Source organism: Saccharopolyspora sp. NPDC045941 (assembly GCF_056431445.1).
This window is the reverse complement of sequence record NZ_JBWKKU010000080.1, coordinates 1-18,146: the sequence shown is the minus strand read 5'-3', so window position 1 is coordinate 18,146 and position 18,146 is coordinate 1. Positions and strand designations below refer to the sequence as shown.

The 18,146-nt window shown below is 69.2% G+C and carries 17 protein-coding genes and 1 tRNA gene; 6 read left to right on the top strand and 12 right to left on the bottom strand.

Going from position 1 to position 18,146, the window contains the following annotated elements; translation table 11 throughout:
- Positions 1-218 precede the first annotated feature (218 nt).
- On the bottom strand, positions 219-806 hold the full coding sequence (locus AC07FN_RS39920) for a ClpP family protease (protein WP_478400341.1): 588 nt from the start codon (positions 804-806) through the stop codon (positions 219-221).
- Between the two features lie 313 nt (positions 807-1,119).
- Entirely contained in the window at positions 1,120-1,647 is a 528-nt protein-coding gene (locus AC07FN_RS39915; RefSeq protein WP_478400334.1) for a flavin reductase family protein, read from the bottom strand.
- Positions 1,648-1,963: 316 nt separating this feature from the next.
- Here AC07FN_RS39915 and AC07FN_RS39910 point away from each other — a divergent pair, with 316 nt between their 5' ends.
- From AC07FN_RS39910 to kynU, 4 genes are all read left to right on the top strand, one after another.
- The gene (locus tag AC07FN_RS39910; protein ID WP_478400333.1) at positions 1,964-4,036 is read left to right on the top strand and encodes an AMP-binding protein; all 2,073 of its coding nucleotides are present in this window, start codon (positions 1,964-1,966) and stop codon (positions 4,034-4,036) included.
- 101 nt (positions 4,037-4,137) lie between these two features.
- Positions 4,138-5,532 (top strand): cation:proton antiporter domain-containing protein, encoded by a 1,395-nt coding sequence (locus AC07FN_RS39905; RefSeq protein ID WP_478400332.1) that lies wholly within the window; start codon positions 4,138-4,140, stop codon positions 5,530-5,532.
- Positions 5,533-5,570: 38 nt separating this feature from the next.
- The gene (locus AC07FN_RS39900) at positions 5,571-6,602 is read left to right on the top strand and encodes an amidohydrolase family protein (protein ID WP_478400331.1); all 1,032 of its coding nucleotides are present in this window, start codon (positions 5,571-5,573) and stop codon (positions 6,600-6,602) included.
- A 25-nt stretch (positions 6,603-6,627) separates the two neighbouring features.
- Entirely contained in the window at positions 6,628-7,869 is a 1,242-nt protein-coding gene (gene kynU, locus AC07FN_RS39895; RefSeq protein ID WP_478400330.1) for a kynureninase, read from the top strand.
- 461 nt (positions 7,870-8,330) lie between these two features.
- Here kynU and AC07FN_RS39890 read toward each other — a convergent pair.
- The 9 genes from AC07FN_RS39890 to AC07FN_RS39850 form a co-directional block, all read right to left on the bottom strand.
- A tRNA-Leu gene (locus tag AC07FN_RS39890) sits at positions 8,331-8,404 on the bottom strand.
- A gap of 110 nt (positions 8,405-8,514) precedes the next feature.
- The gene (locus AC07FN_RS39885) at positions 8,515-9,651 is read right to left on the bottom strand and encodes an ATP-grasp domain-containing protein (protein ID WP_478400329.1); all 1,137 of its coding nucleotides are present in this window, start codon (positions 9,649-9,651) and stop codon (positions 8,515-8,517) included.
- Between the two features lie 320 nt (positions 9,652-9,971).
- Entirely contained in the window at positions 9,972-11,294 is a 1,323-nt protein-coding gene (locus AC07FN_RS39880) for an NAD(P)/FAD-dependent oxidoreductase (protein WP_358581414.1), read from the bottom strand.
- 457 nt (positions 11,295-11,751) lie between these two features.
- Positions 11,752-12,480 (bottom strand): PIN domain-containing protein, encoded by a 729-nt coding sequence (locus AC07FN_RS39875; RefSeq protein ID WP_478400328.1) that lies wholly within the window; start codon positions 12,478-12,480, stop codon positions 11,752-11,754.
- Between the two features lie 141 nt (positions 12,481-12,621).
- Positions 12,622-13,143, bottom strand: coding sequence for an N-acetyltransferase family protein (locus AC07FN_RS39870; RefSeq protein ID WP_478400327.1), 522 nt, complete (start codon positions 13,141-13,143; stop codon positions 12,622-12,624).
- A 78-nt stretch (positions 13,144-13,221) separates the two neighbouring features.
- The gene (locus AC07FN_RS39865) at positions 13,222-13,596 is read right to left on the bottom strand and encodes a hypothetical protein (RefSeq protein ID WP_478400326.1); all 375 of its coding nucleotides are present in this window, start codon (positions 13,594-13,596) and stop codon (positions 13,222-13,224) included.
- 79 nt (positions 13,597-13,675) lie between these two features.
- The gene (locus tag AC07FN_RS39860; RefSeq protein WP_478400325.1) at positions 13,676-13,975 is read right to left on the bottom strand and encodes a HigA family addiction module antitoxin; all 300 of its coding nucleotides are present in this window, start codon (positions 13,973-13,975) and stop codon (positions 13,676-13,678) included.
- Between the two features lie 11 nt (positions 13,976-13,986).
- Positions 13,987-14,268, bottom strand: a complete 282-nt coding sequence (locus tag AC07FN_RS39855) for a type II toxin-antitoxin system RelE/ParE family toxin (protein WP_478400324.1) — start codon at positions 14,266-14,268, stop codon at positions 13,987-13,989.
- Positions 14,269-14,323: 55 nt separating this feature from the next.
- Positions 14,324-15,019, bottom strand: coding sequence for a uracil-DNA glycosylase (locus AC07FN_RS39850; RefSeq protein WP_478400340.1), 696 nt, complete (start codon positions 15,017-15,019; stop codon positions 14,324-14,326).
- Between the two features lie 124 nt (positions 15,020-15,143).
- Between AC07FN_RS39850 and AC07FN_RS39845 the strand changes: the two genes are divergently transcribed.
- Complete coding sequence (locus AC07FN_RS39845) at positions 15,144-16,616, top strand: S10 family peptidase (protein ID WP_478400323.1); 1,473 nt, start codon at positions 15,144-15,146, stop codon at positions 16,614-16,616.
- 234 nt (positions 16,617-16,850) lie between these two features.
- On the opposite strand, the gene AC07FN_RS39840 is transcribed toward AC07FN_RS39845, so the two are convergent.
- Entirely contained in the window at positions 16,851-17,363 is a 513-nt protein-coding gene (locus tag AC07FN_RS39840) for an HXXEE domain-containing protein (RefSeq protein WP_478400322.1), read from the bottom strand.
- A gap of 51 nt (positions 17,364-17,414) precedes the next feature.
- On the opposite strand from AC07FN_RS39840, the gene AC07FN_RS39835 reads away from it, so the two are divergent.
- On the top strand, positions 17,415-18,014 hold the full coding sequence (locus AC07FN_RS39835) for a TetR/AcrR family transcriptional regulator (RefSeq protein ID WP_478400321.1): 600 nt from the start codon (positions 17,415-17,417) through the stop codon (positions 18,012-18,014).
- Positions 18,015-18,146: the final 132 nt, after the last annotated feature.

Below are 18,146 nucleotides of genomic sequence, written 5' to 3'. Positions count from 1 at the left end.
GCGGCTCGCTCACGAGCACGCGAGGCCCTGAGCCGGATGAGGTCATCTCTGGCCGGATTCCCGGCACCGGCCAGGCTCCGCACCCGCATGCCCCACCCGGCCCCGCACGCCGACCCCGGCGACCGCCCGGAAGCGGTCCCAGCTCGCCCAATGCAGCGTGGTCGTGCCGACGCCGGCCTGCGGGGGGAAGGCGCAGTTACATGCTGACCGATCTCGGCTCAGCTGTCCGCGTTCGCCGCCCCGGACATCGACACGCGGCTCACCACGTGGTCGACGAGGCCGTACTCCTGGGCCTCGGTCGCGGTGAACCAGCGGTCACGGTCGGCGTCCGCGAGGATCTTCTCGATGGGCTGGCCGGTCTGCTCCGCGGTGAGCCGGGCCAGTTCGTGCTTCTGCTTGACGAACAGGTCGGCCTGGATGGCGATGTCGGACGCGGTACCACCGACGCCGGCCAACGGCTGGTGCATGAGGATGCGCGCGTGCGGCAACGAGTACCGCTTGCCCGGCGTCCCCGAGGAGAGCAGGAACTGGCCCGCGGAAGCCGCCATCCCCAGCGCGAAGGTCGCCACGTCCGGCTCGATGAGCTGCATCGTGTCGTACATGGCGAACGCGGCCGACACCGCACCGCCCGGCGAGTTGATGTAGAACCGGATGTCGGACTTCGGGTCCTCGGCCGCCAGCAGCAGCAGCTGTGCGGTGATCCGGCCCGCCGCGTCGTCGTCAACCTGGGAATTGAGCACGACGATGCGTTCCTGGAGCAGTCGCTCGTACACCGAGTCGGTCAGGTTGAGACCACCGGTCCGCATGCTCAGTTTGTGGTCGTGCGTCACGTCTACCTACCTTCTCGTCGCCCGTACCGCATGCCGCCCGGTCAGGACTGACTGATCTTGCGACATTACGTGACCAACCCTAACCAACATGCGCGGCTAGGAACGCCGAACCCCGCCCACTTTCGCTCAGAGCGTGACCCGGCCGGGGCTCCCCCGCCTGCTCGGCAGCCGATGAGGTCAGCGGAGGTGGTCGGCCCTGATCACGCGCTGCCGGTGCGCCGGATCGGCATCCCCGGCGGAGGGCGTTGTGCCGGTGCGGAACGCGTGGTGGCCGCACCAGCAGTGCCCCTCACACCGCCGTTGGCCAGGTGGCGTACTGCCGCAGGCCGTACAGCAGCGGCGGCTCCTGGCGGTACGTCACCGCCGCGACCTCGCCCACCACGATCACGTGGTCGCTGGCGACCGTGGTCGTGGTGACCTCGCACTCGGCGATGGCATGGGCGTGCTCCACGAGATGGGGAAGACCCAAGCGCTGGGTCGGCGCCCAGGGCAGCGAGGAGAACCGGTCGGGGGCGCCCGAGGAGAAGACCTCTGCGGCGTGGCGTCCCTGGCTGTGGAGCAGGTTGACCGCGAATCGACCCCGGTCCCGGATGATGGCGAGAGTTCCACTGCGGTTGGAGACGCAGATCAGCAGCGTCGGTGGCGCCAAGCCGACGCTGCAAAGCGATGAGCAGGTGAATCCGTGGGGTTCGCCGGTGTGGTCCGTGACGGTGACCACGGCGACGCCGCTGGGGAACGCGCTCATCAGTTCCTTGAACGCTGCCGCGTCCTGCTGTACCGGGTTGTCGAGGGTATTGGCCGGCACGCTGTCTGCCATCAGGTGGGTCCCTTCGGTCGTCGGTCCACTCGCCGTGACGGACTGCCGATCAAGACGATATAGAGCCGCGCCGGGTCCGCGAGTGCCTGAATGGCGCCCCCGAGATAGGCATTGGGACGTCGCGCGATGGGCACCGAAGTGCTGGTGCGGCGGCATCACAGGGGAGTCCCCGACCGGTGTATTCCAATGGAGTGTCACCGAACGGCTACCCCACCCGTAGTCGTTCGGCGGCTCCTTCCGGGGTTGGTCAGATCCTCCCGCGCTGGTGATCCTCGGCATGCCACGTGGCACGCAACCGATGGACAGGAGCCTGGGCATGACCGATCTCGCCGCGCGCCGCCCGGACGCCCGGATCGATTCGCTGTTCGAGGTGCTCCGGGACAACGCCGAGCGCGCGCCGGGTGCCACGGCTCTCCGATTCCTGCCTCCCGGTCACGCGCCAGGCGAGCGCGGCGTGGTCCTCACCCGCGAGGAGCTGGACCTGCGGGCGCGCTCCGTCGCGGCGGCGCTGCAGCAGGAGGGCATTGCAGGCGCGCGGGCATTGCTGCTGCTGCCGCCCGGCCCGCACTTCCTCGCTGGATTCCTCGGATGCCTGTACGCGGGCGTAGCGGCCGTGCCGTGCTCGCCGGACATCGGCGATGCCACGCAGGACGCAGCCGACCGGTTGATCGCCATGGCTGCGGACGCCGACGTTGCAGCGGTGCTCACCACCGAAGATCTCGCGCCGGCATTGCGCGACAGGTGGGGGGACCTAACGCCGCCCGGGGTGTGGTTCAACGTCGATGCACTCGGCGAGGACCACGCACGGCTCTGGGTTCCGCCCCGCGCCGTCGCGGATGACCTGGCACTGCTGCAGTACACCTCGGGATCGACCGGCCGGCCGAAGGGCGTGGCGGTGTCGGTCGGCAACCTCGCGGCCCAGATCGCCAACTTCCGGGCGCTCACCGAACTCCCGGCGGGCGGCAACGTCGTGTGCTGGATGTCGTCGCTCCACGCGCTCGGGCTCGGACAGGTGCTGCTCGCGCAGCTGGCGGGCGGCGAGGCCGTGCTGATGACGCCGGAGGACTTCGTCGCCGATCCCTTCCGGTGGCTGGCGGCGATCTCGGCGACCGAGGGACCGGTGTTCAGCGGTGGCCCGAACTTCGCGTACGAGCGGTGCTGCAGCTTGATCGGCGAGGACCAGCGGGCAGAGCTCGACTTGTCCGGCTGGGAGGTCGCGCTCATCGGCGGCGAGCGCGTTCAGGAAGCCACCCTCGAACGGTTCGTCGGCTCCTTCGGGTCGGCCGGTTTCCGGCGCACTTCGCTGTTCCCGGCGTACGGCCTCACCGAGACCATGCAGATCGTCGTGGGCAAGCGCAAACCCGACGCGCTCAGCGTTGCGGTCGATGCCGCCGAGCTGGAGCGGGGTCGCGCCGAGCTGGTGCCGGCGGAGGGCTCCGCGCGGGCGCAAGAACTCGTGGGTTGCGGGGGCGCCGGGCCGTTCGGGCGCGTGCTCGTCGTGGACACCGAGTCCCGCACCGAGTGCGCCGCGGGCCAGGTGGGCGAGGTCTGGGTGAGCGGCCCGGTCGTCTGCCAGGAGTACTGGAACCGGCCGGCGGAGACGGCCGAGACCTTCGGCGGCACCCTGGCCGACGGGGACGGCCCGTTCGTCCGGACCGGCGATCTCGCGTTCTTCCACGACGGCGACCTCGTGCCCTGCGGCCGGCTCAAGGAACTGATCATCATCAACGGCCGCAACCTGTACCCGCAGGACATCGAGGGCGCGGCCCAGCAGGTCTCCCCCTCGCTCGCGAGCCTCCCGGTCGCGGCCTTCTCGGTCGATTCGGAGGACGGGGAGCGGCTCGTCGTCGTGCAGGCGGTGGAGTCGAGCGCCAACGCCGACTTGGCCGACCTCGCCGAGCGAATCCGCTTGGGGGTCACGAGCGCGCACCAGGTCGAGGTGCACGAGGTCGTCCTCGTCGAGCCGGCGGCGGTCCCGCGCACGCAGAGCGGAAAGGTCCGGCGGCGCGGCTGCCGGGAGTCCTACCTCAACGGCGAGCTCGTACCGCTGGCGACGAGCACGCGGGTGGCGCCTGCCGCCGAGCCCACCACCGCCAGGTCGGCCATGGGCGACCTGCTGCTCGCGATGCCGCCCGAGGTCCGGGCATCCGCCGTCACCACGGAGCTGCGCAGGCGGATCGCATCCGCGCTGGGCGTGAGCTGGCAATCGCTGCCCGAGGACAAGCCGCTGATCGGTCTGGGCATGGAGTCGGTGCGCATGATCAGGCTGCGCCACGACGTCGAACGGGATTACGGGGTCTCCCTCCCCATGTCCGAATTCATGAACGGAACCGTCCAGGACCTGTCCCTGGTGGTGCTGCGCGAAGCCGGCGACCAGGAAGGCGACTGAGCCGACCGGACCGGGCGGCGCCATCGGCAGCCGCCCACGCCGTCCTGCCCCTGGCCGCGAACAACCAGCCGAGCAGCATCCCGCAGTGAAGGACCCACCGCGTGAACAACGAAGAAACTCGCCTGCCGCCCCGGCTGCCGGCCGGCACCCGCTACCTGCCCGGCTACTTGTTCCTGGTGGTGCTGCCCCTCGTCGCGGTCGTCGCGCTCGTCCAGTCGTTGGGGAGCAACGGTGTCGCCGCCCTGCCGGGAGCGGATTCGATCGTGTCCAGCGGGCACCGGCTGCTGCTGGCCATCGCGGTCATCCTCGCCGTGACCAGGCTGTTCGGCGCGCTGCTGCGGCTGGTCGGCCAGCCGAGCGTGGTCGGCGAGATCACCGCGGGGATCATCCTCGGCCCCTCCGTCCTCGGGCTGCTGCTCCCGGAGGCAACGGCGTGGCTGTTCCCCGCGGACGTGGTGCCCTCGCTGGAAACGCTGTCGCAGTTCGGCGTCATCCTGTTCATGTTCCTGGTCGGCAGGGAGATGCCGCTCGACCTGCTCCGCCGCAGCGGTGGCACCGCGCTGGCGCTGGCGCAGGTGAGCACCGTCATCCCCTTCCTGTTCGGCGCGCTGCTCGCGGCCTGGGCGCTGGGCGACTACCGGGCGAACGGCACGCCTCTGCTGGCGCTGGTGCTCTTCGTCGGCGTGGCCTTCGCGATCACGGCTTTCCCAGTGCTGGCGCGGATCCTGCACGAGCAGAAGCTGGCGGACACGCCGGTCGGCACGCTCGGTCTGGCCACGGCAGGAGCGGGAGACGCCATCGCGTGGTGCCTGCTCATGGTCGTCAGCGCGGTGATCGGCAACGGATCGCTCCTGTCGGCGTTCATCGCCTGCGCGCTGGTGATCGGTTACGGCGGCGCTCTGATCGCCTTCGCGCGTCCCGCGATGCCCCGGCTGGTGGCGGCGTTCGAGCGGTCCGGTCACACGGCGGTGGCCGCGTTCCTGTTGTGCTGCGTGTTCGCCTCCGCGTGGATCACCGATTCGATCGGTGCCCATGCGATCTTCGGAGCGGTCCTGGCCGGTCTGGTCCTGCCGCGCGATTCGGCCACGGTCCGCGAGGTGCTCGGCAAGATCGAGGGCTTGACGATGTGGCTGCTGCTCCCCCTGTTCTTCGCCGTGGTCGGGCTCAAGCTGGATCTCGCGAGCATCGGCGGGCCCGCGGACTGGGGGCTCCTCGCGCTGATCATCGTCGTCGCGGCGGTGGGCAAGATCGCAGGTGTCGCGGTCTTCGCCCGGCTGCTCGGCCACGACTGGCGGTCGTCGGCCGGCCTGGGGCTGATGATGAACTGCCGGGGCGTCACCGAGTTGATCGTGTTGCAGATCGGGCTGTCCCTCGGAGTCCTGTCGCCTCGCCTGTTCACCATGCTGACCTGCATGGCGCTGGTGACCACGGCGGTCACGGGACCGCTGCTGCGGCGGCTCCAGCTGCACACCGCTCCCGCGAGAAGCGCGGCGTGACCTGCTTCGCAACGCGCACGGGGATGGAGCTGGAGAACATGGAAATCGCAGAAGAATGGCTGTTGGCCGACTCCGCCTGGTGGGGAGCCCGCCGCTGGTTCGGCCGGTGCGCCCTGCTCCTCCGCAACGGTGAACCTGCCGGTTCCACGCCTGTCGCCGCCGAAGATGTTCCGCCCAGCGCCCGGACGAGACGACTCGGCGGCACCGTCCTTCCTGGACTGCGCGATGCGCACGTGCACTCCGGGCTGGTGGACCTCCGTTCGGTTCGCGCCGGGGGGATCGCCGAAGTGCACGATCTCGGCAGCGCCCCCGAAGTGCTGGAGGCCCTGCGCGTCGACGACCCGACCTTGCCGAGGGCGCGGGTGGTCGGTGCTTTCCTGACCGCTCCGCGCGGCTATCCCAGTGACAGGTCCTGGGCCGCTGCCGGGAGTTTCCGCGAAGTGCTCTCCCCGCTCGACGCCGAGGCCGCTGTGGGCGAGCAGCAGCAGGTCGGCGCGCATGCCATCAAGGTCGCGCTGAACTCCGACGCGGGCCCCGTGCTCCAGGACTCCGCGCTCGCGGCGATCGTCGCCGCCGCACATGACGCCGGTCTGCCCGTCATCGCGCACGTCGAAGGCGAAGGCACCATGCGGCAGGCCTACGACAACGGCATCGACCGGCTCGCGCACACCCCGTGGACAGAACGCGTCGATGAAGGGCTCCTCGCCGATGCGGCACAGCGGATGAGCTGGATCAGCACCCTGGACATCCACGCCTTCGGGACCGACACCCCGCAGCTGCGCACGGCGACGGACAACCTGCGGCGCTTCGTCGAGCACGGCGGAACCATCCACTACGGAACGGACCTGGGCAACGGACCGCTACCGCAGGGCGTCAACCCCCGCGAGGTCACCGCGCTGCTGGCCGCCGGGCTCGCGCCCGACGACGTGCTCACCGCCATGACCGATCTGCGCAGCCCGGTCCCACCGTGCTGGGTTCCCGGCGGGCTCGACCGGGCCCCCTCGCGCTTCGCCGACTCGCTCAGCTCCGCACAGGTAGTGGATCCGGTCGCCCCGGACCTCCCCGCCTGATCCGTCATCGGAAGGTGAGGAACACATGCTCAGGCACGCCGATCTCCTGGAGAAGGCACGCGTTCTGGACGAAGCCGATCCGCTGCGCGGTTTCCGGGACCGGTTCCTGATCCCGGAGGACAGCGATGTCGTCGCCTACTTCGACGGCAACTCCCTGGGACGCCCCGCCCTGGCCACCGCCGAGCGGATGGACCGCTTCATCCGCGAGCAGTGGGGGCGGCAGCTGATCCGCGGCTGGACCGACGGCTGGTTCGACTGGCCCGAAGAGATCGGGAACCGCCTCGGCCGGGTGGCCCTCGGCGCGGCGCCCGGTCAGGTCCTGGTCGCCGACTCGACCACCGTGCTGCTCTACAAGCTCGCCCGCGCCGCAGTGGATGCCCGGCCAGGCCGCGACGAGATCGTCATCGACACCGACAACTTCCCCACCGACCGCTACGTCCTCGAAGGCATCGCCGCCGAACGAGGCCTGAACCTCAGGTGGATCGACACCGACCCCGCCGAGGGCATCACCGCCGAACAGGTCGCGGGCGCGGTCGGCCCGACCACCGCACTCGTCGTGTTCAGCCACGTCGCCTACCGATCCGGGTACGTGGCCGACGCCGAAGCGATCACCCGCACCGCCCAGGACGCGGGCGCGCTGGTGCTCTGGGACCTCAGCCACTCGGTCGGCGCCGTCCCCGTCCACCTCGACTCCTGGAACGCCGACTTCGCCGTCGGCTGCACCTACAAGTACCTCAACGGCGGCCCCGGATCCCCCGCGTTCGGCTACCTCAACCGGCGTCACCACGGTCACGTGCGACAACCCATCTGGGGCTGGATCGGACACCGCGACCCGCTCGCGATGGATCCCGGGTACCAACCCGTCGACGGTGTGCGCGGCATGCTCAGCGGCACTCCCCCGATCCTGGGCATGCTGCCGCTGCTGACCGGCCTCGACATGCTCGAAGAGGCCGGCATCGAAGCGGTCCGCGCCAAATCGCTCCGGCTGACCGACTACGCCCTCGAACTGGTCGACGCCTGGCTGCTCGACCACGGCGTGGCACTGGCCTCGCCGCGCGACCCCGAACGCCGAGGTGGCCACATCACGCTGCGCCGAGAGGACTTCCGCGAGATCAACGACCGGCTCTGGCAACGCGGCGTCATCCCGGACTTCCGCGCTCCCGACGGCATCCGCATCGGCCTGGCGCCGCTGGGCACCAGCTTCACCGAAGTCCACCGTGGACTGTCGATGCTCGCCGAAGTCGTCGGCTCCCGCAGCGAACGGTGATCGGTCCCGCAACAGACCACATCGGCAGAAGCGGATCGACGAACGCACCGGCGAGGGGTCCCGCTCGACTGAATGGGTCCGAAGTCAACCATTCCTTGACGTCGTCGCCGACGCCCTGAGGCTGCACGAGGAGACGATGTCCCGGACTTGGTGACCTGCGTTTCGATTGCACGAAAAGGCAGTTCCCGCTGCTTTGCGGCAATCCTCCGCCGCTTTGCTTTGCTCAAGCGGCCCGCTCGGCCATGCTTGACATTGGGAGACCAGGGAGAGTCGCGGACATGAACAGCGAGGCAGGAAGCCAGCCGCGTCGCATTGATCTTGCGGCGGATGCTGCGCTGGAGGGCGCGGTCGACCCATTGTCCGAACTCCTTGCTAGCCGAAAAGCATGGGTAAAGCATGGCCAGCCCTGAAGCCGTCTCGCCAGGACACAAGATCAAAGCGTCCTGACCTGGGATGATGAGTGCCCCCGGTCGGGTTCGAACCGACACTTGGACGATTTTAAGTCGTCTGCCTCTGCCAGTTGGGCTACGGGGGCGGTCAGCACTACTCGTCGCGGTGGGTGCCGCACACGTTACGACGCAGTGGCGCTTCGCTCGGTTCCCTCGAACCGCCGAAGGACACCTCGGCGTTCCGACGGGCGCTCGGTCACCAGCTCCCCCAGCCGTTCTTCGCGGTCGAGAGCTCGGTGAAGCGGCTCCGCACCCAGTCGTGCACGGCGGTCGAGACGTCCGCGCAGTCGGCCCGGTGCTCGAACCAGCGCCAGTCGCAGTTGACGTTGACCTCGAGGAACACCCATTCGCCGCCGACTCCGAGTAAGTCGAAGCCGGCCACGTCCAGCCGCCACTGCCGGCACAGCGCCAACAGCCGCTGGACCAGGTCCTCGGGCACCTCCACGCGTTCCACCACGACGGAATCAGGATCGACCCACAGCTGCGCCGGGTCCAGCTTCTGCACCCGGAAGCCGATCGCCCGATCGCCGATGACGAACACGCGCAGCTCGTGATCCGCGTCGAGGTACTGCTGGACCAGCACCGGCGCCGGCTCGCGGGCCTCGCCGGTGAGCCGGATGTCCAGCGGGCGCGGGAAGAGGCCGCGCAGCGCGCCCGGCTCGGGTTCGAGCAGGTGGTGCCCGGCCGTCTTGACGATGCACCGGCCGCCGCCCGGACGGCTCCGCCCGGGCATGGTGGTCACCGCGGTCCGGGGCACCCGCAGGCCGACCGCCGAAGCGCCCTGCAGCTGCGTCAGCCGGTCGAGGTGTTCGGTGGAGCGCACCGAGTTCACCTGATCCCAGTCACTCCGGCAGGCGAGCCAGTTCGCGACCGCGCTCCACTGCTCGCGGACGTAGGCGCCGTGCACCGTGGTCGGGTCGACCGGGATCGCGCTGATGTCGAAGTGCCGCCGCCAGACCAGGACCGGCCGCAGCAGCCAGCGCTGGAACTCGATCAGCGGGGTGTCCGTGTAGATGGTGAGGGCGAGGTCCAGGCTGCGGTCGGCATCGATGCGCACCATGCGGATGTCGTGCTCAGCCAGCGCCAGCGACAGCTCGTTCATCTCCATGTCGGCGGCGCGAGCCAGCACCAGCACGCACGGCACCGGGTCGCCGGGCTCATCGGCGACGAGGTCCGCGCCGAACATCCGCTCCTGGAAGTCCAGCAGCGTGTCCGGCGAGCGGAAGAAGTAGTCCTGCCCCTGCAGCAGCATCGGGGTCGGACGGAGGAACGGCTGGGCGGCCGCCCCGGGCGGGTTTCCGAGGTCGGCGGGCCGTCCCTCGGCCTCGTCCATGCTCAGTCGTCCTTCTTCCGGAAGACCCGGGATGCTTCCTGGTAGTCCTCGGCGAAGTCCGCGAGCGGACCTTCCTCAACTGCGCCGCTCCGCAAAAGGGCGGCAAGTTCTTTCAGCGTCAAGGGATTCACCCCTTCCCCCGTGTGACGCATCCTTTCAGGTGACGAACTCGCTATAGTCTTCGATTTCCCGCTACGGATTGTCAAGGTTAGCCGCCCTCCAGATAGCCCGCACGGAGCACGGCGTCGAGAACAAGAAGGCCGCGTGCCCATTCCGGCACGCGGCCCCGTAGCTGCGAGTGCCCGGTCCTTCGGCGCCGGTCAGCTCTCGGCGGCCCGCTCGAACGCGGCCCGCGGGTTCTGGATCTGACCCATCGACACGACTTCGCGCTTGAACAGGAACGCCAGCGTCCAGTCGATGATGATGCGCAGCTTGCGGTTGAACGTGGGCATCCGGCTCACGTGGTACGAGCGGTGCATGAACCAAGCGATGAAGCCCTTGGCCTTGAAGCCGTAGACGTCGGCGACGCCCTTGTACAGCCCCATGCCGGCGACCGAGCCGGCGTAGGCGTGGCGGTACTCCTTGGTCGACTTGCCGCGCAGCGAGGCCAGCATGTTCTTGGCCAGCTGGTTGGCCTGCCGCACCGCGTGCTGCGCGGAAGGAGCGCAGGTGGCGCCGGGGTTCTCCTCGGTCTTGGACAGGTCCGGGACCGCGGCGCAGTCACCGGCCGCCCACACGCCGGGCAGACCCTCGACCTGCAGGTGCGCGGTGGCCTTGACCCGGCCGCGCTCGTCCAGCGGCAGGTCGCTGTTCTTCAGCACCGGGTTGGCCTTCACACCCGCGTTCCACACCAGGGTGTCGGTGTCGAACTCCGTGCCGTCGGAGAGCACCGCGTGGCCGCCCTCGACGGACTTCAGGAAGGTGTTCAGGTAGACCTTGATGCCGCGCTCTTCGAGGGCCTTGACGACGTAGACGCCCATCTTCTCGCTGACCTCGGGCATCACCCGGCCGGCGGCCTCGACGAGCGCCCAGGACATGTCGTCGGGCTTGATGTTGTCGTAGTAGCGCGTGGCGTAGCGGGCCATGTCCTCCAGCTCCGCCAGCGCCTCGACGCCTGCGAAGCCGCCGCCGACGAAGGTGAACGTCAGCAGCCGGTTGCGCAGCTCGGGGTCGTCGGTGTTGGCCGCGGCGTCCATCTTGCCCAGCACGTGGTTGCGCAGGTAGGTGGCTTCGCCAACGGTCTTCAGCGAGATGCCCTCCTCGGCGAGGCCGGGGATCGGCAGCAGCCGCGAAACCGAACCGAGCGCCACGACCAGCACGTCGTAGGCGATGTCCTCGGAACCGGTCTGCGGGTTCTCGACCGTCACGACCTTCTCGTCGTGCTTGATCTCGGTGACAGCGGCGGTGACCACATGGCACCGCTTCAACACTCGTCGCAGTGGCGCTACCACGTGGCGGGGTTCGACCGAACCCGCGGCCGCTTCCGGGAGGAAGGGCTGGTAGGTCATGTGCGGCTGAGGATCGACGACCGTCACGGAGGCCTCGCGGCGACCCAGCTTCTTCTGCAGCTGAAGTGCCGTGTACATGCCGACGTAACCGCCGCCGAGGATGAGAATCCGCGTGGGATCGGATTTACCAGCCATGCGCTCATGGTCGCACCACTGACCGTATTCGCGCTGCGCCGACCCCCCTTAATGTGACGCCAGTCGCGGGTGGCATCGATCACGGTCAACGCGTTGTGCACGAACAAACGCGCTGCGTACGCACACCGCAAGAGCGGCGGCGGGTGACGTCAGAGTGACATCACCGGGGTGTCATGGAGGCTGGTTCAGGCCACCTTACCGAATCTTGAGCGCCGATGCCCGCGCCCGCGAAAATTCTTCCGGGAAGATCGCCCCCACCGGACCGGAACCGATCGCGAGCACTACTGGCCCGGACCGGCGCCATTCGCAACCAAGCTCGCGGGCGGCCACGAGGGCGAGTTCCGCTGTCCGGCCGGACGTGACATGAAAAGACCCGGCCCCTCGCGAGCGAGAGAACCGGGTGGTATGACGATCACTATACCGTCGGCGCCGTTGGCGTCAACTCTGCCGACGCGTGTCACCAACCGAACGGCTTGATGTACGGGCCGACTTTGTCCGGAAGCTGGCTCTTGAAGAAATCCTCGGGGCGCAACCGCCGCCACCAATGGCCGCCGGCCCCATCATCGCGGTTGCCCCTGAGATCCATCGCGGTGGCCTTGACGCTCGGGTTGATCGTCGCAACCGGCACGTGGAAGCGCGCGTGCTGCAACGGATAGTGCAGATCACTGTCGTTCGAGAACACCATCGCCGCGTCCACACGCCTCGACAGGACATCAATGAGCAGCCGCGAGGCCACGTTGACGTCGGAGCCCTTCTCCTCGAACGTGCTGACCGAAACCAACAGCTCCGGATCTCCGCCTGGACCTTCGACCGCCTCCGCGGGCAACCAGTCCGGAAGCCGATCAGCAGGCGGGGCCGGGACCCTGCGCTGCGGACGCCCGTTCTGAGCCCTCTCGATCAGCACGCCGGTTTTCACGCGAGGAACGTACTTCCCGTTCACGATCACGAGCTCCGGGATGCAGCTCCGCAACGCACCGATGTAGGTCTGCTGATCGCGAAGCGAGGAGTCGTCACCTTCTCGATCGCGCGGCGCGGTGCAGTAGACCACCGTCTCCAGGCGGGCATTCGGCCAGACCCGTGGATTGATCAGTGCCTTCGCGAGAGCAGCGAGGTCCAGCCATCTCCATCCAGCCGTTCCGCGTCCACATGCCGCTCGTGCTCCGTAGTAGACGTTGAAAGCGTCCACGTAGACGCCGACGCGAAGTTCCCGCTCCGCCGATACCATGCGTAGCTGATCAATCACTCTCGGTACGTTACCGTTCCGCCCTCGGCCTCATGCGTTGGCCGACCTCTTCGCCCGGTCACGCGGAACGTCTCCGGAGGCCGGTCAGCGGGTGTTCTGGGGCGTCAGGCCGAGTTGCATCAGGGTCGTGTCGATCCACTTCCCCTTCTTGTGGCCGACCTCGTTCAGCTTCCCGACGACGTCGAACCCCGCTTTGCGGTGCAGCGCCTCCGATGCCGGATTACCGGTATCCGCGATCACGGCGATCACCTGGCGCGCGCCCGCCGCAGCCGCGCGCCGCAGGAGTTCGCCGAGCAGGTGGCGGCCGATGCCGCGCCCGACGTGGTCCGGGTGCAGGTAGATCGTGTTCTCGACGGTGTGGCGGTAGGCGGGTTTGGGACGCCACGGCGACACGTAGGCGTAGCCGACCAGATCGTCTTCCAGCGTTGCCACCAGGAACGGCCAGCCGTCTCGCGCTACCGCGCCGATCTTGCCCCGCCAGTCCTGCGCCGTCGGCGGCACTTCCTCGAACGTCGTCACCGTTGTCTCGACGTACCCCCGGAACAGCTCGCCGATCGCTTCCGCATCACCGGCTTCGGCGTCCCGGACCACCAATTTCGCGGCCATCCCGACATGCTGCCAGGAACCGGCCGACCGGCCTCGACGCGTAACGAGGTGTTCACAGAACCGTTCGCCAGGGCACGGTCAGTTCCGGCGCGCAGACACCGCGTCGAACAGGAGCCAGCCGTCGATCTGCTCGGTCGACGGATCGTTCGGGTCCCAGCCGCCGGCCAAAGCCTCGTCGAGCAGGGCTCGCACGGTGCCCGGCTCGTGCAGGTTGAGCCAGCTTCCCCCGGTGCCAACGCCTCCGGAGTGCAGCAGGCCATCGGGGACCAGCCGCCCGGCGCCTCCCCGGAAGACGATCCGGACTCGCCCACGCGCTCCGGCACGGCCGATCGCGAGGACCTCGCGGCAGACCTGGCCCCGGTCCTGCTCGACGTGGTGCTGGTGACGCACCGACCACAAGAAGGTCGCGTCATCGATCACGAGGCGTCGAGCCTTCTTCCTGCTGCGGACCATCGGCAGATGGTAGCGACGCGGCGGAGCGGAGATCGCCGGTCGCGGCGAACCCGCGGCCAGCGACGGGCTCATCTTCACGTCAGGCAGACAGTGGCTGAATGCGAGCCAGTGTGTCGGCGAGCGCATCCTTCTCCCGCTCCAGGTCGTAACGCGACTGGAGGTTGAGCCAAAATCGCTCGGACGTACCGAAGAAGCGCGCCAGCCGCAATGCGGTGTCAGCCGAGATTCCACGCTTGCCGTGCACGATCTCGTCGATACGACGGGGCGGAACCCCAATCGCGACGGCCAGTCGATGTTGAGTGACTCCAAGTGGTTCGAGGTACTCCTCAGCTAGGACCTCCCCCGGGTGAACCGGAGGCATGACGAACTCGTCAGACATCCTCGTTCCCTTCAGCGGTAGTCCACGATCTCAACGTTCTCCGGACCAGCCGACGTCCACTCGAAGCAAATGCGCCACTGCTGGTTGATCCGAATGCTGTACTTACCGGCTCGATCTCCATTCAACTTCTCCAGCCGGTTTCCCGGAGGGACCCGCAGGTCCTCCACGGTCTCCGCCGCGTCAAGGATGACGAGCTTGCGCAGAGCCGCCCGCTGGACATTTGGGTCGAGGACCCGCGAACGACGCCGTTGCCATACACGCTCGGTCTCCTTGTCAGCGAAAGATCGCAGCATCAGCTTAACGTCACGTTAATAACGGCAAGCGTTATGCCCTGGGAGATGCTGGACCTCACCCCACCCTCGCGAGTTCCTTCGCGTGCTCCAGCACGCCGCGCAGCATCGCCGGGGTCAGCTTTCCCGTGAAGGTGTTCTGCTGGCTGACGTGGTAGCAGCCGAGGAGGTGGAGGGGTGCTCCGCCGTCCGTGGCCGGGAGTTCCGCGTGGGCGTCGTGGCCGAACTTCGGGCGGGGCTTCGGGACCTGCCAGGCCGCGTCCGCCAGCACCGGCAGCAGCGCCTGCCAGCCGAACGCGCCCAGCACCACGACCGCTCGCAGCGTCCGGCGCAGCAGGTCGAGCTCGCGGACCAGCCACGGGCGGCAGGTGTCGCGCTCCGCCGGCGTCGGCTTGTTCGCGGGCGGGGCGCAGTGCACCGGCGCCGTGATCCTGGTGCTGTGCAACGTCAAACCGTCGTCGATGTGCCACGCCTCGGGCTGGGACGCCAGGCCGACGTCGTAGAGCGCCTGGAAGAGGACGTCGCCGGAGCGGTCGCCGGTGAAGATCCGGCCCGTCCGGTTGCCGCCGTGCGCCGCCGGCGCCAACCCGACGATCGCGATCGACGCGTCCGGCGGACCGAAGCCGGGCACCGGCCGGCCCCAGTACTCCTGGTCGCGGAACGCCGCGCGCTTGACCCGCGCGACCTCCTCCCGCCACTCGACCAGCCGCGGGCAGGCCGTGCAGCGGGTGACCAGCTCGTCCAGGCCGGCCAGGCCGGCGGCCCCCGGGGCCGCGGCGGACGGGTCGTCGATCGGGTCGTCGATCAGCCGGGAGGTCGTTTCTGGCACCTCTCAAAAGTGGCAGAAAACCCGTTCGACGGCACGTAATGTGGGCGACATGGCAGCCAGCGAGGACAAGGCCGACGAGGCGAAGCAGGAATCCACCACCCCGGCCGAGCCGGTCGACGATCTGGTCAGCACCCACCACACGATCACCGCCGACGGCGCGGAACTGGCCTACACCGCGACGACGGGCCGCATCGTGCTGCGCGAGGAGGTCCACACCGACGGCAAGTTCGAGGGTTTCAAGCCGAAGGCCGAGGTCTTCCTGACCTCGTACGTGGCCGACGGCGAACCCGGCAGCCGCCCGGTGACGTTCGCGTTCAACGGTGGCCCTGGCTCCTCCAGCGTGTGGCTGCACGTCGGACTGCTCGGCCCGCGGCGGGTCGTCTCCGGTGACGCCGGCGACCTCGCGCCGCCGCCGTACGGGCTGGCCGACAACCCGGAAACCCTTCTGCGGCACAGCGATCTGGTGTTCATCGACCCGGTGTCCACCGGGTACTCGCGGGCGGTCGAGGGCGGCGCGCCCGGCGATTTCCACGGATACCAGAAGGACATCGAGTCCATCGCCGAGGTGATCCGGCTGTGGACCACCCGCAACGGCCGCTGGATGTCGCCGAAGTACCTCGCCGGCGAGTCCTACGGCACGCTGCGGGCGGCCGCGCTCGCCGAGCACCTCCAGTCGCGGCACGGCCTCTACCCGAACGGCCTGCTGCTGATCTCGTCGGTGCTGGACATGGGGACGATCCGGTTCACCGAGGGCAACGACCTGCCGTACTCGCTGTTCCTGCCGACGTACGCGGCGATCGCGCACTACCACGGCAAGCACGGCGACCGGCCGCTGCGCGAGGTGCTGGACGAGGCGGAGAAGTTCGCCGCCGAGGACTACCCGTGGGCGCTGGCGCGCGGCGCGCGGCTGAGCGCGTCCGAGCGCGAGGACATCGTGCGGCGGGTCGCCTCGCTGTCCGGGCTGTCCGAGGACTACGTGGACCGCGCGAACATGCGCATCGAGCACATCCGGTTCTTCACCGAGCTGCTGCGCGACCGGCGGGAGACGGTGGGCCGGATGGACGGCCGGTTCACCGGCTGGGAGCGGGATGCCGCCGGGGAGCACTTCACCGACGACCCGAGCATCTCCGGCATCCGCGGCGCCTACTCCGCGGCGATCAACCACTACCTGCGCGAAGAGCTCGACTACGCCAGCGATCTGCCGTACGAGACGCTGTCCAGCCGGGTGCATCCCTGGTCGTACAAGGAGTTCGAGGGCGCGAGCGTGTCCGTTGTGGACAAGCTCGGCGCGGCGTTCCAGGCCAACCCGCACCTGCGGGTCCACGTCGGCTGCGGCTACACCGACGGCGCGACCCCGTACTTCGCCGCCGAGCACGTGCTGGCGCAGGTGCCGATCCCGGAGCGGCTGCGGGAGAACATCGACGTCCGCTACTACCCGGCGGGCCACATGATGTACGTCCACGAGGAGTCCCGGATCCAGCAGTCGGCGGACCTCGCGGAGTTCGTGAACACCCGCCCGTAGCGCCGGTGCGAATCGCGCCCCCACTCGGATCGGAGCGGGGGCCGCGATTCGCTCAGCCGAGGCGTTCGGCCAGCCCCGGAGCGGCTCGTAGTCGTGCGCGGGGAAGACGTCGAGCATGATCTCCACGAACTGACGGGTGACCTCGAACTCGTCCAGCGAGACGCCCGTGAACAGGTCCTGCCGGCCGAAGGTTCCCCCGCGCCGTGCGGATGCCCGGTTCCTCAGCCCGGCTGATCACCGGGCCTTGCGCGCCACCCGGAGGATCGCGCGGGCACCCCCGTGCACTGCGGCCAGCGAGGCGGGCACCAGCGCCACGGCGCCCACCCAGGAGCGGAGATCGTTCCGCCGGACGCCGGCCCGGCCGAGTTCGCGCCAGGCCCACAGCGAGTACGGGATGACCACGGTCGGTGCGGTGGCGACGCCCGGGGTGTAGCCACGATGCGCGGCGCTCAACGCCAGGTGCCCCACCCCGTGCACACCGAATCCGACCAGCGCGGACTGGAAGAACGGCGACCTGCCGCCGGTCCGGGCGCCGCGGGCCGACGCCGCGAGCATGATCAGCCCCATCAGCGAGATGGCCACCCTGGCATGTCCGGGCGATATCCCTTCTCGCAGCCAGACCGGCCCGGGCAGCCGCTTGCCGTGCTTCGCCGCGTTGGCCTGCGACCGCGGCGACATCGTGAACCACTCCTCGACGTCGTTGGCCAGCCAAGCCAGGAACAGGCCCGAGGACACCGCCTTGCGCACCGCCGCCTCCTCGTCTTCGTTACATGACGTATCGTAAATATAATCGGGTGCATGACCGGTGAGCGCAAGGACGAATCGGGCCGCGGCCGGGGCCGGCCGCGGCGCGCCGAGGTGGATCGCGCCGTCCTGAACGCGGCGGCCGAACTGCTGGCCGAGCGCGGGTACGCCGAACTCACCATCGAGGCGGTCGCGGCACGAGCCGGAGTGGGCCGGCCGACGGTGTACCGGCGGTGGCCGACCAAAGACGACCTCGCGGTCCACGCGCTCGCCCACGCGGTGCAACCGCTCGACGTGCCGGACACCGGCGACGCCTTGGGCGACCTCTGCGAACTGGCGATCTCGTTCGTGATCCAGCTCTCCGAGTCACCGCTCGGCCGCGTCGTGCTCGGCGTGCACGCCGAAAGCGGCCGTCGCGCGCAGCTCGCGGAGCCGCTGCGCGACCGCTACCTGAAGCCGCGCGACGCGGCGATCACCGAGGCGATCGAGAGCGCCCGGCAGCAAGGAGCGCTCCACCCGGACCTCGCCGCGGAGACCATCCGGGACCTGCTGTTCGGGCCGCTGGTCTACCACTGGCTGATCACCGGCGAACCGCTGGACCGGGCCACCGCCGAGTCGCTGATCGCCGCCGTCCGCCGGGCGATCTCCCCCTGAGCCGGGACCGGACCGAACCCACCAGAAGGCCCCGCTCCTTGGGTTCTAGTGGTGGTTGCAACGCCTGACTCGTTCAGGGGTTGCAGTGTTCGAGATCCGCAAGGACCGGGCACCTCAGGGCCGTAAGAAGTT

Bases quoted from the DNA above. Each gene is read 5' to 3' on its own strand.
- AC07FN_RS39835 (WP_478400321.1), top strand. From the start codon at position 17,415: ATGACCGGTGAGCGCAAGGACGAATCGGGCCGCGGCCGGGGCCGGCCG.
- AC07FN_RS39855 (WP_478400324.1), bottom strand. From the start codon at position 14,268: ATGCTGCGATCTTTCGCTGACAAGGAGACCGAGCGTGTATGGCAACGG.
- AC07FN_RS39870 (WP_478400327.1), bottom strand. From the start codon at position 13,143: ATGGCCGCGAAATTGGTGGTCCGGGACGCCGAAGCCGGTGATGCGGAA.
- AC07FN_RS39915 (WP_478400334.1), bottom strand. From the start codon at position 1,647: ATGGCAGACAGCGTGCCGGCCAATACCCTCGACAACCCGGTACAGCAG.
- AC07FN_RS39885 (WP_478400329.1), bottom strand. From the start codon at position 9,651: ATGGACGAGGCCGAGGGACGGCCCGCCGACCTCGGAAACCCGCCCGGG.
- AC07FN_RS39880 (WP_358581414.1), bottom strand. From the start codon at position 11,294: ATGGCTGGTAAATCCGATCCCACGCGGATTCTCATCCTCGGCGGCGGT.
- AC07FN_RS39900 (WP_478400331.1), top strand. From the start codon at position 5,571: ATGGAAATCGCAGAAGAATGGCTGTTGGCCGACTCCGCCTGGTGGGGA.
- AC07FN_RS39920 (WP_478400341.1), bottom strand. From the start codon at position 806: ATGCGGACCGGTGGTCTCAACCTGACCGACTCGGTGTACGAGCGACTG.
- AC07FN_RS39865 (WP_478400326.1), bottom strand. From the start codon at position 13,596: ATGGTCCGCAGCAGGAAGAAGGCTCGACGCCTCGTGATCGATGACGCG.
- kynU (WP_478400330.1), top strand. From the start codon at position 6,628: ATGCTCAGGCACGCCGATCTCCTGGAGAAGGCACGCGTTCTGGACGAA.
- AC07FN_RS39845 (WP_478400323.1), top strand. From the start codon at position 15,144: ATGGCAGCCAGCGAGGACAAGGCCGACGAGGCGAAGCAGGAATCCACC.
- AC07FN_RS39910 (WP_478400333.1), top strand. From the start codon at position 1,964: ATGACCGATCTCGCCGCGCGCCGCCCGGACGCCCGGATCGATTCGCTG.
- AC07FN_RS39860 (WP_478400325.1), bottom strand. From the start codon at position 13,975: ATGTCTGACGAGTTCGTCATGCCTCCGGTTCACCCGGGGGAGGTCCTA.